The sequence below is a fragment of the Halomonas sp. RT37 genome, assembly GCF_040070525.1.
Taxonomy (GTDB): Bacteria; Pseudomonadota; Gammaproteobacteria; order Pseudomonadales; family Halomonadaceae; genus Halomonas; species Halomonas litopenaei.
Map to the genome: position 1 here is coordinate 3,993,599 of NZ_CP098827.1, position 14,719 is coordinate 4,008,317.

Annotated in this window: 13 protein-coding genes; 2 read left to right on the top strand and 11 right to left on the bottom strand. The window is 65.9% G+C overall.

All coding sequences use genetic code 11. The annotated features are described in order from the left end of the window. Positions 1–126: 126 nt before the first annotated feature. The 11 genes from zipA to ccmA all read right to left on the bottom strand — a co-directional run bounded on the left by zipA (position 127) and on the right by ccmA (position 13,305). Positions 127–2,103, bottom strand: coding sequence for a cell division protein ZipA (gene zipA, locus NFG58_RS17290; RefSeq protein ID WP_124803414.1), 1,977 nt, complete (start codon positions 2,101–2,103; stop codon positions 127–129). Between the two features lie 225 nt (positions 2,104–2,328). Then, entirely contained in the window at positions 2,329–5,826 is a 3,498-nt protein-coding gene (gene smc / locus NFG58_RS17295) for a chromosome segregation protein SMC (protein ID WP_124803416.1), read from the bottom strand. 3 nt (positions 5,827–5,829) lie between these two features. Continuing rightward, positions 5,830–7,050 (bottom strand): c-type cytochrome biogenesis protein CcmI, encoded by a 1,221-nt coding sequence (ccmI, locus tag NFG58_RS17300; protein WP_348827056.1) that lies wholly within the window; start codon positions 7,048–7,050, stop codon positions 5,830–5,832. Continuing rightward, complete coding sequence (locus tag NFG58_RS17305) at positions 7,047–7,649, bottom strand: cytochrome c-type biogenesis protein (protein WP_348827057.1); 603 nt, start codon at positions 7,647–7,649, stop codon at positions 7,047–7,049. Before NFG58_RS17305 ends, ccmI begins: the two co-directional genes overlap by 4 nt. After that, entirely contained in the window at positions 7,640–8,188 is a 549-nt protein-coding gene (locus NFG58_RS17310; protein ID WP_108132330.1) for a DsbE family thiol:disulfide interchange protein, read from the bottom strand. Before NFG58_RS17310 ends, NFG58_RS17305 begins: the two co-directional genes overlap by 10 nt. 61 nt (positions 8,189–8,249) lie before the next feature. Next, positions 8,250–10,250: a heme lyase CcmF/NrfE family subunit gene (locus NFG58_RS17315; protein WP_108132329.1), complete on the bottom strand. Its 2,001-nt coding sequence runs from the start codon at positions 10,248–10,250 to the stop codon at positions 8,250–8,252. A gap of 221 nt (positions 10,251–10,471) precedes the next feature. Beyond that, positions 10,472–10,942, bottom strand: a complete 471-nt coding sequence (gene ccmE, locus NFG58_RS17320) for a cytochrome c maturation protein CcmE (RefSeq protein WP_045991113.1) — start codon at positions 10,940–10,942, stop codon at positions 10,472–10,474. Further along, the gene (gene ccmD, locus NFG58_RS17325; protein WP_231498600.1) at positions 10,932–11,144 is read right to left on the bottom strand and encodes a heme exporter protein CcmD; all 213 of its coding nucleotides are present in this window, start codon (positions 11,142–11,144) and stop codon (positions 10,932–10,934) included. The genes ccmE and ccmD overlap by 11 nt, the downstream gene beginning before the upstream one ends. Next, positions 11,141–11,881 (bottom strand): heme ABC transporter permease, encoded by a 741-nt coding sequence (locus tag NFG58_RS17330; protein ID WP_045991114.1) that lies wholly within the window; start codon positions 11,879–11,881, stop codon positions 11,141–11,143. The genes ccmD and NFG58_RS17330 overlap by 4 nt, the downstream gene beginning before the upstream one ends. Before the next feature lie 51 nt (positions 11,882–11,932). Beyond that, positions 11,933–12,667 carry a heme exporter protein CcmB gene (gene ccmB, locus NFG58_RS17335; RefSeq protein ID WP_045991115.1) on the bottom strand — a complete coding sequence of 245 codons (735 nt, stop codon included), beginning with the start codon at positions 12,665–12,667 and terminating at the stop codon, positions 11,933–11,935. After that, positions 12,664–13,305, bottom strand: a complete 642-nt coding sequence (ccmA, locus tag NFG58_RS17340; RefSeq protein WP_045991116.1) for a cytochrome c biogenesis heme-transporting ATPase CcmA — start codon at positions 13,303–13,305, stop codon at positions 12,664–12,666. The genes ccmB and ccmA overlap by 4 nt, the downstream gene beginning before the upstream one ends. Before the next feature lie 276 nt (positions 13,306–13,581). Between ccmA and lexA the strand changes: the two genes are divergently transcribed. Both lexA and NFG58_RS17350 read left to right on the top strand, forming a co-directional pair. Beyond that, positions 13,582–14,058, top strand: coding sequence for a transcriptional repressor LexA (gene lexA, locus NFG58_RS17345; RefSeq protein ID WP_045991117.1), 477 nt, complete (start codon positions 13,582–13,584; stop codon positions 14,056–14,058). Then, positions 14,058–14,684: a YigZ family protein gene (locus NFG58_RS17350; protein WP_348827058.1), complete on the top strand. Its 627-nt coding sequence runs from the start codon at positions 14,058–14,060 to the stop codon at positions 14,682–14,684. The genes lexA and NFG58_RS17350 overlap by 1 nt, the downstream gene beginning before the upstream one ends. Positions 14,685–14,719: the final 35 nt, after the last annotated feature.

The following is a 14,719-nucleotide window of genomic DNA, read 5'->3' on the forward strand; positions in this document are numbered from 1 at the left end:
AGAAAACCGCCAGGCATCACCGCCCCCGACAGGCAACCCCGGTCCGCCCCATCAAGACACAGAAGGAAAACGCAGACGGCCCCGTGTCTCCACGGGGCCGTCGCGTGCCAGGCAGCGCCTGCGCGGTCAGTTCACCTGATAACGATGCAGGCGGTGGCGGCGCTCGAACTCCTGCACCCGCTGGCGGGCAAACTCCACGGTCTGGGCGGTCATCACGCTGTGATTCTCGTCCTTCAGCTCACCCCCCATATGGCGCACGATCACCATCGCGGTCTCGACCATGGCCTCGAAGGCCGCCGAGCTGTCCTTGGCGCTGGGCAGCGGCATCAGCAGGGTGATACCAGGTGTGGTGAAGTCGTCCATGGCCTCGATCGGGAAGGTCCCGGGCTTGAGCACGTTGACCATGGAGAACTGCAGGGCGCTGCCCTCATCCTCGGTCTCGAAGCGATGGAAGATGCCCATGTCTCGGCTGTAGCGCAAACCGCAGGCCATCATCAGCTCCAGCAGGGTCGTGCCAGGGAAGCCGTCCTCGTCACGGGACATCACGCTGATGACGATGATTTCCTCGGCATTGCTCAGGCTGTCACGGGCATGCTCGGCGTTGACGTCGTGGCGCAGGGCCTTCTCGAGCACCGGATGGGTGCGCACCCTGGAGTCTTCGACATCGATGTCCTTAGTTTCATCAAATGCGGCTTCGTCATACGCGGCTTCGTCGTACGTGGCATCGTCGAACGAGGCTTCGTCTTCCATCGACGAGGCGCCACGCTGATCGGCAGCGGCCTGCCTGGCAAGCAAGGCTTCCTGACGGCGGCGCTCGGCCTCCTCCTGACGCAGCCCTTCTTCCTGCTGCCGCTGACGCTGCTGTTCGGCCTGATGCTGTGCCTGTTCGGCCTGCCGGCGAGCTTCTTCTTCGGCCTTGAGCTTGGCTTGTTCGGCCTTCTGCTCGGCCTTGAGCCGTGCCTTCTCGGCTCTTTCCTTCTCACGCTTCTCGCGTTCGATACGCTTCTGTTCCCGGCGCTCTCCCAGCGACTTCTGCAGCGAAGCGCCAAAACGATGCACGGAGGACCCCATGCGACGAGAGCGATCCTTCAACGAATCTCCCATCCCCTCGAAGTCCACCAGACGATACTGATCTTCGTCGAATTCTTCGTGGTCCTGTGGATCCGCCGCCAGAGACGGCATGGCAGCGTCGCCGGGCTCGCTGGCGACGTCATCGTCACGACGCGCGCTCAAGCTGGGCTCGCGGCGCCCATCACCCGCGTCGGCGACATCGTCACGCACCGCGTGTTCGTCCTGGGCAGTCTTGCCGGTGGAGGCGTCAGCGTCCACCGGAGCGTCCATCGTCGTCTCGCTGGTGGCCCGTGGCTCCTCGCGGCTGTCGGCCGCCATGGGCTCGTCTGACAGGGAGGACTGCTCGGCCACTTCTTCAGCGTTCGGGGCCTGCGCGGGCGCTTGATCGACCCGCACCGACGGCTCTGCCTGTGCTGGAGTCGGTTCTGCCTCGGCGGGCGCTTGTTCTGCACCCTCTTCTACACCCTCTGCCTGGGCGGGCTGCTCGGCCCGGGCTACAGGTGCCGGCTGACTGGCTCGCGGGGCAACGGTGTCCGCCGGCCGGTCATTGGTCGACGATCCATCGGCGCGCTGGCTGTCACCAGCCTCCTGAGCGCGACTGGCCTGACTGGAGCGGAATTCGGACAACACCCGGGATGGCCCGGGGTGCTCCTGGCGCTGCAGCTTGGGCTTGGGCTGAACATTGGAGAAGTCCGCAGGCCTGACGACCCTGGCCCCTCCATTGGGCAGCTCCCAGTTGATTTCTTCCTGGCGCGCACGCTCCTCGGGGTCGTCCTCTACCGAGGCCACCTCCCGACGCTCTGGCGCGCTGGGTCCGGGGCTCGCCGCCATGGCGGGTTCCTGATCATGGCGACTGCCATGACCACTGCCATAGCCGCTTTCGTAGCTACCGTAGCCACTATCGAGGACGTCTCCCTGCACCTCATCAAGGCGGGGAGTGCGACGTTGGCGCTGGAGGCGACGCGCCCCATCGATAACGATGAGGGTCACCAGTGCCAGCCCCAGAATGATCAGCCACTCTCTTAGTTCCATGGGTCGTCATGCCTTTGCTAAGGCGCCATGCCTGATGGTTGTCCGTCAACAGCATAGCGTGATTGCGAAAAAAAGGGCCACTTTTTTTATTTGTCAAGCGCCGGATTTTCTCCGGTCTTCTCGACAGTGCCCTTCGCATTCGCCCTTCCAACTCCCTTTGCTTACCTTGCCATGCAGTATCATGGTCTTACTTGGTAACCCTATTATAACCACCTTTCAAGTGCATCATGCTTCTGCCAGCGCGGCCGCCTCGTCCACGCCCACCGAGACCAGTCGCGAGACGCCAGGTTCCTGCATCGTCACACCCATCAGTCGTTCACCGGCCTCCATGGCGATCTTGTTATGGGTGATATAGATGAACTGAACGCTCTCGGACATTTCCTTCACCAGCTTGGCATAGCGCCCGACATTGGCATCGTCCAGGGGCGCATCCACCTCGTCGAGCATACAGAACGGCGCCGGGTTCAACTGAAAGATGGCGAATACCATGGACAACGCCGTCAGTGCTTTTTCTCCCCCGGACAGCAAATGAATCGTGCTGTTCTTCTTGCCCGGAGGTCGCGCCATGATGGCCACCCCGGTTTCCAGCAAATCATCGCCTGTCAGGGTCAACCATGCGGTTCCACCACCGAAGACTCGCGGGAAAAGCGACTGCAGGCCGGCGTTGACCCGCTCAAAGGTATCGCGGAATCGCATCCGCGTCTCCTGATCAATACGTCGGATCGCCTTGTCCAGGGTTTCGAGGGCCTCGTTCAGCTCGGCCTGCTGCGCTTCGAGATAGTCACGCCGCTCGGCCTGCTGCTCGTACTCCTCGATGGCGGCCAGGTTGATCGCCCCCAGCCGGCGAATCTTCTCGCCCAGCTCCTCCAGCCGGGTCTGCCAGGCGGACTCGGTGGCATTGGGGTCCAGCCCTTGTGTCAGAGCCTCGGCATCGTGGCCAAGTTCCCTGAGCTGCTCATCCTGGGTCTCGGCCTTCAGCGCCAATGCCTGAACCTGCATACGCGCCTCCTGCAGACGCTCGCGCACGCCATCGAGATTTCGCTCGTGGCTCTGCCGCGCCTGCTCGTCGTCGCGTAGACGCTCGACCAGCGCCGCCGCCCGTGCCCGCGACTCATTGAGCTGGCGCTCCTCCTGCTCGCGCCGGTGCAACAGCTCATCGAGGCGCTCGCGACGTTCCTCATCCGGCTCATGCAGTCCCTCACGCGCTTCCTCGAGTTCGGCCACCCGCTCCTCCAGGCGTGAGCGGGTATCCCCCGCGCGCCCCTGCTGCTCGGCAAGGCCAGCACGCTCGGTGGTCAACCGCTGGTGCTCCAGGGTGAGCTGCTGGGAGCGCTCGCTCAGCGGACGCTGGCGGGTACGCAGCGAGGCCAGCCGCTCGCGCGCCTGGGTGCGCTCGCGCTCGAGACGCTCGCGTACCTCGGCGCCCTCTTCCAGCCGAGCCATGGCGCTCTGCCACTGCTCGCGCATTTCCTCGATGGCCAGCCGCGCTTCCTCGTCGGCTTCGGCCAGGCCCTCGAGCTCCTCGTGGATCTCGGCGCCGCGACTGGACAGATGCTCAAGCCGGCTGGCCAGACCATTGTCCTGGACCGCCAGTTGCTGACGCGCCTGATCCAGCTCACGCTCCGACAACCGCAGTTGCTCGAGCCCCTGCTCGGCCTGATCGACCAACGCCTGGGCACCTTCACGGGCCTGCTCGACGGACGCCAGCCGCTGTTCCTGCTCTGCCAGGGCGGCACTTGCCTCGTCCAGCCGGGCACGGCTCACCAGCAACGCATCCGGCCCATCTCCCTCGCCCCGCTGGCGCGCCCAACCAGGGCCTAGCCACAGGCCGTCGGCGGTCACCAGGCTGGCCCCTGCCTCGAGCCGATCCTGTGCCTGCCAGGCCTCGTCACGGGAGGCCGCACAGCGAATGCAGGCGAGCCACTGCGCGGCCGCACCGGCGCCCTTGACCCTCGCCGCCAGGCTGTCGCCGGCAGCGTCGAGGCTGGCCTCTGAATCGAGCAGTGCCAGTTCGGCGGCAAGCGGCGAGGCCATCACCTCACGACAGTGACTCGACGACGCCATGCGGGCCCTGAGCCAGGGACCCAGCACCCAGGACACCGTCTCCTCCCAGCCGGGCTCGACATTCAGGCATTCGCCCAGGCGTGGCGCCTCGGCAAGACCATGCTCGGCCAGGTGCCGGTCCAGGCTTTCGTCGTGGTCGGCCAGGGCCGCCTCGATCAGCGCCTCCAGCGAGGCGATCTCGCCACCCAGGGCGCTGTGACGGGCAAGCGCCTGCTCGCGCGCGCGGTCATGTTCGACAACCTCGCGACGGTTGGCGTCGCGCTGCTCGATCAGCCGTTCACGACGCTCCTCGAGCTCCTCGGCGCGGGCCTCGTGCTCGGCCAGCTGACTCTTCACTTCTTCGCGCTGAGCGCTGAGGCCGGCCAGGTCCGGCAATTCATCGAGCTGCTGACGGCGCTTGGCACGGTCGGCGGCGATGCGCTCGAGCCGAGCTTCCAGCTCACGCAGTCGGTCCTGGGTGCGTTCAGCCTCGTGGCTGTCGCTGCGCCAGCGTTCGTTGAAGGCCTCCCATTCGGCGTCGGCCTCCTCCACCGCGGGCTCGGCCTCCTCCAGCGCCGCTTCCAGCTCGGCCAGTTGCTCTGCCAGTTCTTCCTGCTCGGGGCCCAGGGTCTCCAGGCGATCCTCGAGGGCCAGCAGGCGCTGACTGTCGTCCTCGCCGAGACGATCGAGCTCCTCGAGCTCGCGGCGGGCACTCTCGAGATCCCGCGCCAGCTGCTGATCGCGGGAGCGGGTGTGTTCGAGCTCCTGCTCGAGGCGGGCGATGGCGGTGGTGGTCTCGTAAAAGCGTGCCTGGCGCTGGTCGAGCTCCGAGGCCAGGCCATCGTGCTCGGCGCGGGCCTCTTCCAGCCGGGTCTCGCACTGGCGCATGCCGAGCACCTCGCGCTCCACCGCGGTCTCGAGCTCGCGCACCCGGGTGTCCTGCTCGGTCTGGGCGGCACGCAGGGCGCGTCCGCGCAGCAGTGCGAGTTCGCCCTTGACCCGGTGCTCTTCTTCTTTCAACGACTGGTAGCGTCTGGCCGCCTCGGCCTGACGCTTGAGCCGCTCGAGCTGCTTGTCCAGCTCCTCACGGATATCGTCGAGCCGGTCCAGGTTCTCCTGGGTGCGACGCATGCGATTTTCGGTCTCGCGACGGCGCTCCTTGTACTTGGAGATACCGGCGGCCTCTTCCAGGGTGGCGCGCAGCTCTTCGGGACGCGCCTCGATCAGCCGCGAGATCATGCCCTGGCCGATGATGGCGTAGGAGCGCGGCCCCAGGCCGGTGCCCAGGAATAGGTCGGCGATGTCGCGTCGGCGACACTTCTGGCCGTTGAAGAAGTAGCTGGACTGGGCGTCCCGGGTGACCTGACGCTTGACCGAGATCTCGGCGTACTGGGCGTAGACCCCGCCCATGGTGCCGTCGCGGTTGTCGAAGGTCAGCTCGATGGAGGCCATGCCCACCGGCTTGCGCCCGGTGGAGCCGTTGAAGATGACGTCGGTCATCGACTCGCCACGCAGGGTCTTGGCCGAGGATTCGCCCATGACCCAGCGTACGGCGTCGATGATGTTCGACTTGCCGCAGCCGTTGGGACCGACGATGGCGGTCATGTTGCCGTCAAAGGGCACCGTGACCGGATCGACGAAGGACTTGAACCCGGCCAGCCGGATCGACGTCAGACGCATGGACTATTCAATCACTCGATCGATGATAAGCGCGACAGGATCCATGTCCGGGCCGCCTACTGCAACCCCTTGTCGTTCACCCATGAGATCGCCGGCCTGGGGCTGGGCCTGGCCGCTGGACGATACCCGCGCCAGCAGACGCACCTCATCGACCTGCGCGAGGCTTGCCATGGGCGACATGGCATCGCTGGCGTCAAGGGTCAGGCTGGCCGGCAGGTCGGCCAGGGTCAGGCGCTCGATGGCCAGCGGCGGCAGCTTGCCTTCGCTGTCCCGTGCCACCACGAACACCGTGGTCTCCGGCGCCAGACGCCCGACCAGTTCGTCGGCCAGCGACAGGCTGACCAGCACATTGCGCTCGCTCGCCGCAGGGGCCAGGCGTTGCTCGGCCTGGGCGACGCCCTGGCGCATGGCCTCGGACAACGGCGAGTCGTCTGTCGTCGACAGACCGCGCCGCCAGAAGCCCAGGGCGCCCTGGTAGTCGTCCTGCTGGAAGGCCTCGACCCCCAGAAACCACATGGCCGAGGGCAGATTCGGCGCCTCGCGACTGGCCTCCCGGGACAGCGCCAGAATGCGATCGTCGAGCCGCCCTTCGTTGATGAAGTACTGCATCTTGGCCAACTCGCCGATCCACCAGGGTGAACGCCCCTCCAGCGCAAGCACACGCTCGATGGCATCGCGGGCCTCGGCGTAGGCGCCGCTGTCGCGGTAAAGCGGATACAGCGTCTGCCACACGCGAGGGTTGTCGGGTTGGCTCTCGGCCTGCTGCTCGAGGCGCTGGATCATCAGCGCGAGGCTGGCCTCGGGATCACTACGTACCTCTTCGATGGCCTGATACAGCACCAGGTCGCCCTCGGCGCCCTCCCAGCGGTACCACAGCACGCTGACCACCACCACCGCCACCAGCACCAGCGGCACCGCCAGCTTGCCCGCAGCGGCAGACTTCAGCGGCGAGCGCTTGAGCCGCTCGGTGTCATCGAGCAGGCTGCGCTGGAGTTCACTGAGATCCTCGTCGAAGCGTGCTGCGTCGATGTCTCCCCGAGACTTGGCCGCTTCCAGCGACGCCACCCGACGACGATAGACCGCCACGTTCTGGGCGGCGGCGTCATCGCTGTCCTCCAGCGCACGTTGCAGGCGTTCCACCTTCGCCGCACGGCGCAGGGGCAGGATCAGCAGCCAGGCCGCGAGCAGCAGCAGAACGGCAAAGGCCAGCCATAACAGGGTCATGCGGATCCCTCTCTATCGATCAGGTCGTCCAGGCGCGCCTGCTCCTCGGCGGACAGGCTGCGTACCTGGGTGCGTCGCCGTGAGCGGATGATCAGCCACAATACCAGGGCGCCGATGACGACCAGCGCGCCGGGCAGCCCCCACAGCAGCAAGGTGCGCCCCTCGAGACGCGGATTGTAGAGGACATAGTCGCCGAAGCGCTGGACCATGAAGTCGATGATCTCCTTGTCCGAGCGGCCGTCCTGAAGCTGGGCGTAGACCCGCTCGCGCATGTCGGCGGCGATCGGCGAGTTGGAGTCGCCGATGGCCTGGTTCTCGCACTTGGGGCAGCGCAGGGTAGCGGTCAACTCCTGATAGCGCTTTTCGGTCACCGGGTTGTCGAAGCCGCGTACCTCGATGGCTTCCGCCCGAGCGTCGAGCGCAGCGACAAGCATCAACAGCGCCAGCACCATGCCCGCCAGCCAGCCAAGGCCCGAGCCAGGCAGGTTACGTGCACGGGCGCTGCGGTCGTCGCCGCTAGCGCGGGTGCGGGCGCTGGAGCTGATAGCGCGGGTGCGGGCGCTGATAGCGCTCGAGCAGCACAGATCGATCAACGCCATTTTTCCACCTCCGGCAAGATGATCTTCTCCACATCGTCGGCGGTGATATAGCCGGTGTGGTGGTAGCGAATGATCCCCTCGGCGTCTACCAGGAAGGTCTCGGGAGCGCCGTAGACGCCGAGATCGAAGCCGAGGGTACCCTCGGGATCGAAGATATTGAACTCGAAGGGATTGCCGAACTGGGTCAGGAAGGCGCGTCCCCTGGCTCTGCGCTCGCCGTCGCTGGCACCTTCTTCCTTGTAGTCGACCCCGACCAGGCGTACCCCGCGCTCGGCCAGATCCAGAAGCTGCGGCATCTCCTGACGACAGGTCGGACACCAGCTGCCCCAGACATTGACCAGGGAAAGCTCGCCGGACAGTGCGTCCTGGCTCACCCGGCGCTCGGGATCCTCGAGGGTCGACAGCTCGAAGTCCGGGAACTCCCTGGCCATCAACGCGGATTCCCTTTCAAAGGGGTTGATCGACAGCCCCTGATAGAGAAAGATCCCGAGCGCCAGAAACAGCACCAGCGGCAACAGCAATAGAAGTCGACGTTTCATGCACGGGTCTCCCTGGCCGTGACGACAATGACAGGAGCGAAGGCCAGCGGCTGACGATCTTTCATGATGCATTGGCCTCCCTGGCCGTCACGACAGGTTCGGGCTCACGTACGCTCAAGCGGCGACGGTAGCGCCTGTCGGCGACGGCGATGATGCCACCGGCGGCCATCAGCAGCGCGCCCAGCCACAGCCAGCGCACGAAGGGCTTGATCTGCACCCTGAGCGCCCAGCTGCCGTCGTCGAGCTCCTCGCCCATGGCCACGTAGAGGTCATGGAACAGGCCAGGCCGCAGCGCCACCTGGGTCATCGGCATGCCGCGCGCGATGTACAGGCGCTTCTCCGGGTGCATCTCGAAGCTTGCGCTGGCGCCCTCTCGGGTCACCTCGATGGTGGCCGCGTCGGAGACATAGTTCGGCCCACGACGCTCGTCCAGCGCCGTCATGTGAAAGCCGATTCCGTTGACCTCGACGCGGTCACCGACATTCATGCGCACGTTGCGCTCCACCGAATAGTTGGACACCAGGGCGACCCCGATGATGGTCACGGCAAGCCCCAGATGGCCGAGCACCATGCCCCAGTAGGCAGGCGTCAGGCGCTTGAGGGCGCCAAGGCGCGAGCCGGCTCGGGAGGTCTTGCCCCACAGGTCGCGCACCAGCGACAGCACCAGCCACAGCGCCGCGACCAGGCCCAGCGACGCCTTCAGGTTCCACTGCCCGGTGTAGACCAGCGGCGCCGCCACGCCGATGACCAGAGCGCCGAGACCGGCGATCCACAGGCGGGTCAGCAGCTCGCGCCCGGCCATGCGCTTCCAGCGGGCGCTGGGGCCAAGCCCCATGAACACGCAAAGCAATACGGTCAGGGGCACGAACAGGGCGTTGAAGTAGGGAGGCCCCACGCTGATCTTGCCCAGGTTCAGCGCGTCGAGCAGCAGCGGATAGACGGTGCCGAGCAGCACCGTCACCGTCATCACCACCAGCAGGATGTTGTTGACCAGCAACAGGGCATCGCGGGATACCCAGTTGAAGCCTCCGGGCTGGCTGACCCGTGGCGCGCGCAGGGCGAAGATCAACAGTGACAGGCCCACGGTGATGCCCAGCAGCACCAGAATGAACAGGCCCCGCGAAGGATCATTGGCGAAGGCGTGCACCGAGGTCAGCACCCCTGAGCGCACCAGGAAGGTGCCCATCAGCGACAGCGAGAAGGTGGTGATCGCCAGCAGCACCGTCCAGCTCTTGAAGGTGCCGCGCTTTTCGGTCACCGCCAGGGAGTGGATCAGCGCGGTGCCGGCGAGCCAGGGCAGCAGCGAGGCGTTCTCCACCGGGTCCCAGAACCACCAGCCGCCCCAGCCCAGTTCGTAGTAGGCCCACCAGCTACCGAGCGCGATGCCGACGGTGAGAAAGGCCCAGGCGATATTGGTCCAGGGGCGCACCCAACGGGTCCAGGCGCTATCCAGGCGTCCGCCCAGCAGCGCGGCGATGGCAAAGGCGAAGACCACGCTGAAGCCCACGTAACCCATGTACAGCATCGGCGGATGGATGATCAGACCGACGTCCTGCAGCAGCGGATTGAGGTCGGCGCCGTCGGCGGGGATATTCGGCAGCGAACGCTCGAAGGGGTTGGAAGTGATCAGCACAAAGGCCAGAAAGCCCACGCTGACCAGCCCCATCACGCCGAGCACGCGCGCCACCATGTCCGGTGGCAGCCCCCGGGAGAAGCAGCCCACGGCGAAGGTCCAGACTCCGAGGATCAGGCTCCACAGCAGCACCGAGCCTTCGTGGTTGCCCCACACCGCGCTGAACTTGTAGTACCAGGGCAATAGCGAGTTGGCGTTGTTGGCGACGTTGACCACGCTGAAGTCGTCGAGCATGTAGCTCGCCGTCAGACAGCCGTAGGCGATCAACAGAAAGGCCAGCTGGCCCGCCGCCATCGGCCGCGCGTAGGCCATCCACAGCGGGCGCCGAGTGGCAGCCCCGGCCAGCGGCAGCACCGCCTGCACGCAGGCCATCAGCAGCGCCACGATCAGCGCGTAGTGTCCGATTTCCGGAATCATCTTGATCAGCATGGATTCACCTTGGCCCGCCTTCCGTCCGCGTCAGTCCACTGGCGCCTGGCTCTGCGACTGAATCGCGTGGGCCCATGGGCCCGGAACGCCTGCGTTATGGTCGATTGACCCTGTCCCCTTCTGGCTCGAAGAAGCGCCTTCGGCCCTGCCCCCTCGGGCAAACAAGGCCCCGCACCACGGAGCCCTGTTGTCGGGATACCTTTTTTGTCGATGCACGCAGCCTACTGCGACGTGCCTGGGCCCGCCTGCTTGTAGTCTGCCGGCGAATAGCCGGCGTCTTCCAATGCCTCGGCGACCTCGGGCGGCATATAGTTCTCGTCGTGCTTGGCCAGCACCTTGTCGGCCGCGATATAGCCGTCGCCGGTCAGTTCGCCGACCACCACCACGCCCTGCCCCTCGCGAAACAGGTCCGGCAGGATGCCGCTGTAACGCACCTCGACATCGTCGACGTAGTCGGTGACCACGAAGCTGACGTCCAGGCTGTCACTGTCACGATGGACGCTGCCTTCCTTGACCATCCCGCCGGCACGTAGCTGCCGGTCCACGGGGGCTTCTCCGGCGGCAATCTGCACCGGGCTGAAGAACAGGTTGATGTTGGAGCGCAGGGCGTACAGCGTCAGTCCCACCGCCACCGCACACAGCGCCACCAGTCCAAGCACCAGCAGCATCTTATTTCGGCGTTTAGCCCTCATCTTGATCCTCCGAGGGGGAACTTGCGACCGCGGCGTCACGCCTCAGCCGGCGGCGCAAGGTGCGCCGAACACCGCGGCTTTCGCCGCGAACCAGAATCACGCTCAACAGCAGAAAGCCCAGGGTCGCACCCCAGGCGGTCCACACATAGGGGCCGTGGCTGCCCATGCTGACCAGCTCGGCCAGCGACTCGAAAGCCATCATGGACGCTCCTCGAACAGCTCTTTCACCCAGCGCTTGTGGCCTTCACGGCGCAGGATCTCGGTACGGGTGCGGGTCAGGGTGAAGGCCGCGAAGAAGGCGTAGAACCCCAGCACCATGATCAACAGCGGCATCCACATCTCGACCGGCATCGCCGGGCGTTCGGTGATGGTGAAGCTGGCGGGCTGGTGCAAGGTGTTCCACCACTCCACCGAGTACTTGATGATGGGTATGTTGATCACCCCCACCATGGCCAGCACCGACGCCGCCTTGGCGCCGCTCTGGGGGCGGGCGAAGGCGCGCCGGATCAGCATCACGCCAAGATACAGAAACAGCAGGATCAGCATCGAGGTAAGGCGGGCGTCCCACTGCCACCAGGTGCCCCAGGTAGGCTTGCCCCAGACCGACCCCGACAGCAAGGCGATGGCGGTCATGGCGGCGCCCAGCGGCGCCATCATCGCTGCCGCCATGTCGGCGATCTTGATCTTCCAGACCATGAATACGAAGCCGGAGGCGGCCAGCGCCATGAAGATCGACTGGGCCAGGAAGGCCGCAGGCACGTGCACGTAGATGATGCGAAAGCTGTTGCCCTGCTGGTAGTCCGCCGGAGCGAAGGCCAGCCCCCAGACGCTGCCGACCAGGATCAGCGCCAGCGCCAGCGCCCAGCACCAGGGAGAGAGACGCGCGGCTATGCCGTAGAACCAGCGCGGCGATCCCAGCTTGTGAAAGAAGGCCCACATGAGCGTTGTACCTCGATCAACCTTGAATTCGTGATGGCCACGACGGCCCGATCAACCATGGATACTGATGCGCAGCGACGCGGCAATGGCCACAGGAGCCGCCATCAGCGCTACCGACAACAGCGCGCCGATCACCGCCAGGTGCCCAAGCCATTCCCCGCCGCCCAGCGCCGCGCCCATGGCGCCGGTGCCGAAGATCAGCACCGGCATGAAAAGTGGCAACACCAGAAGCGACAGCAGCATGCCACCACGCGCCAGCCCCACCGTCAGCCCTGCGCCGATGGCACCAATCAGGCTGATGCAGCCACTTCCCAGTGCCAGGGTCGCGCTCAGCGCCAGGTAGCTGCCCTGGGGCAATGCCAGCAGCACCCCCAGCAAGGGGGCCATCAACGCCAGCGGTAGCCCGGTGGTCAACCAGTGCACGGCGACCTTGGCCAGCACCAGCAGCGACAGCGGGTGCGGTGCAAGCAACAGTTGCTCCAGGGTGCCGTCCTCGAAGTCGCCACGAAACAGGCCGTCCAGCGACAGCAGTGCCGACAGCAAGGCGGCCACCCACAACACGCCAGGGGCGATCAGCGCCAGGCGTTCGGGTTCCGGCGAGATCCCCAGTGGAAACAGGGTGATCACCATGGCGAAGAACACCAGCGGGGTCAGGGCGTCACCCGGTCGACGGGCGACCGCCGTCAAGTCACGGCGGAAGGTGGCAGCCATCGCGCGGCCAAGGCCATCACCGGCCTCTCTGACCGGCTCGGCGGCTTCGATCGACCCAGACATCGGCGTGTTCATGAAGCCACCTGTCGTTGTCCGTCCAGGGTCAGCCGGCGCACGCCAGGCACATTGGACAGCGGATGGTGGGTGGTGACCAGCACCGCGCCGCCGCTGGCGGCATGGTTGGCCAGGCGGCGCTCCAGGGCGGCCACGCCGGCCACATCGATCGCGGTAAAAGGTTCGTCCAGCACCCACAGGGCACGGCGACTCGACACCAGACGAGCCAGGGTCACCCGGCGCTTCTGGCCGGCCGATAGCTGGGCGGTGGGGACGTCCTCGAAGCCGGCCAGGCCGACTTCGGCCAGGGCCGCCTCGAGCTCGGCATCGGGGCGCCCCTCGCCCCCCAGCGCCTGATACCAACGCAGGTTTTCCAGGGCACTCAGGTTGGCCTTGATACCCGGGGCATGGCCCAGATACAGCAGGTTGGCCAGCAGGTCGGCGCGGGCGCGGGGCAGCGCCCGCCCCTGCCAGCGCACCTCTCCATCGACGTCGGCGATCTGGCCGCACAGGATCTTCAACAGCGTGGTCTTGCCACTGCCGTTGGGTCCCTCGACTCGGAGCACTTCCCCCGCCTTGAGGACAACATCCAATCCTCGAAACAACCAGCGGCCATCGCGCTCACAGGCCAGTTGTCGGGCTTCAAGACACAGACGCAAAGGGCACTCCACAACCAGGGACGGGGCAGCAAATCACGCACAGACTTTACACCGATTGCACTACCCGAACCAGACAGCCAGCGCAGCTGACAGCCGCAATCGCACAGGCAATGCACCTTTCGTTGATCCATGGCACTTGCACGAGCGGCGAGGCCTGCTATCTTTCACATACTGTATGAATCGACAGTATCAAGATCCCTCGACGTTGACACCAATCGCCACCCGCTACTCCATCCCGTGACAGCCCGACCCTCACAACAAGGGAGACCCCGCGCCATGGATATCGCGACCTGCCAGTTCCTCGAACGCCTGCCCAACCTGCCCATCGCCGACAGCTGGGCACCCGTCGACTCCACCTCGGATGCCCTGGTGGAGGTCCCCCTGCTGGGGCAGGTATCCGCCGGCATGCCGATCGAGGCCTGCCTGGACAACGCCACCCTGCAGGTGCCATCGCGCATGGTCAGGCGCAACACCTACGCCCTCAAGGTCTGCGGCAACTCGATGATCGATTGCAATATCTTCGACGGCGATGTGATCATCATCGAACGCCAGGAAAGCGCCGAGAACGGCGAAACGGCGGTGGTGATGATCAATGACCAGGAGGTCACCCTGAAAAAGCTCTATATCGAGAAGAATGGTGTTCGCCTGCAGCCGGCCAACGAGACCATGCCCCCGATCTACCTGAAGAACAGTGACATCCGTGTGCTGGGCCTTGTCATGGGTGTCGCCCGCCAGGAAGAAATGGCCGCCTGATGCGCTACCCGATACCCGAGCTTGCCCCCGGTGAGTGGCACGAAAGCGAGATCGAGGTGGAAAAGAGCCGCTTTATCGCCTGGGTGGCCCACGCCCCCAAGGTGGCGGACTTCGAAGCGCTGCTGGCCGAGGCTCGCAGGCAGCATCCCAATGCCAGCCATCATTGCAGCGCCTACATCGCAGGCCCGCCCGGGGAGCAGGTGCACATTGGCTTCTCCGATGACGGCGAGCCGGGCGGTACCGCCGGCCGACCGATGTTTCAGGCACTCGATGGCGATGGCATCGGCCAGGTGGGCGCGGTGGTGACCCGCTACTTCGGCGGCACCAAACTCGGTACCGGCGGACTCGCCCGCGCCTATACCCAGGCGCTGGTCACGGCGCTGGAAAGCCTGCCCAGGGGCGAATGCATCGAGCGCCGCCCACTCAAGATACGGGTCGACTTTGCCGGCGAGGCCGACGCCCGGCAGTGGTGCCAGGGGCAGGATATCCCGGTGCAGGCGGTCGACTACGGGGCCGAAGGCGTCACCTTGACCCTGGGCTGGCCCAGTGAACGGTCCACCGACCTGAGCGAGCTCAGCACTCGCCTGAAGGGCCGCATCGAGTCCCTGGACCATCGGGCAGGCTAGGCCCGCTCGATGCTAACGTCGTGGGAGCCTCCAGC

What these genes read in the sequence shown, in the direction of transcription:
- NFG58_RS17330 (WP_045991114.1), bottom strand. Translation starts at nt 11,881, where the DNA reads ATGTGGGCCTTCTTTCACAAGCTGGGATCGCCGCGCTGGTTCTACGGC.
- NFG58_RS17350 (WP_348827058.1), top strand. Translation starts at nt 14,058, where the DNA reads ATGCGCTACCCGATACCCGAGCTTGCCCCCGGTGAGTGGCACGAAAGC.
- ccmI (WP_348827056.1), bottom strand. Translation starts at nt 7,050, where the DNA reads ATGACCCTGTTATGGCTGGCCTTTGCCGTTCTGCTGCTGCTCGCGGCC.
- zipA (WP_124803414.1), bottom strand. Translation starts at nt 2,103, where the DNA reads ATGGAACTAAGAGAGTGGCTGATCATTCTGGGGCTGGCACTGGTGACC.
- smc (WP_124803416.1), bottom strand. Translation starts at nt 5,826, where the DNA reads ATGCGTCTGACGTCGATCCGGCTGGCCGGGTTCAAGTCCTTCGTCGAT.
- NFG58_RS17315 (WP_108132329.1), bottom strand. Translation starts at nt 10,250, where the DNA reads ATGCTGATCAAGATGATTCCGGAAATCGGACACTACGCGCTGATCGTG.
- NFG58_RS17305 (WP_348827057.1), bottom strand. Translation starts at nt 7,649, where the DNA reads ATGGCGTTGATCGATCTGTGCTGCTCGAGCGCTATCAGCGCCCGCACC.
- ccmE (WP_045991113.1), bottom strand. Translation starts at nt 10,942, where the DNA reads ATGAGGGCTAAACGCCGAAATAAGATGCTGCTGGTGCTTGGACTGGTG.
- NFG58_RS17310 (WP_108132330.1), bottom strand. Translation starts at nt 8,188, where the DNA reads ATGAAACGTCGACTTCTATTGCTGTTGCCGCTGGTGCTGTTTCTGGCG.
- ccmB (WP_045991115.1), bottom strand. Translation starts at nt 12,667, where the DNA reads ATGAACACGCCGATGTCTGGGTCGATCGAAGCCGCCGAGCCGGTCAGA.
- lexA (WP_045991117.1), top strand. Translation starts at nt 13,582, where the DNA reads ATGGATATCGCGACCTGCCAGTTCCTCGAACGCCTGCCCAACCTGCCC.
- ccmD (WP_231498600.1), bottom strand. Translation starts at nt 11,144, where the DNA reads ATGATGGCTTTCGAGTCGCTGGCCGAGCTGGTCAGCATGGGCAGCCAC.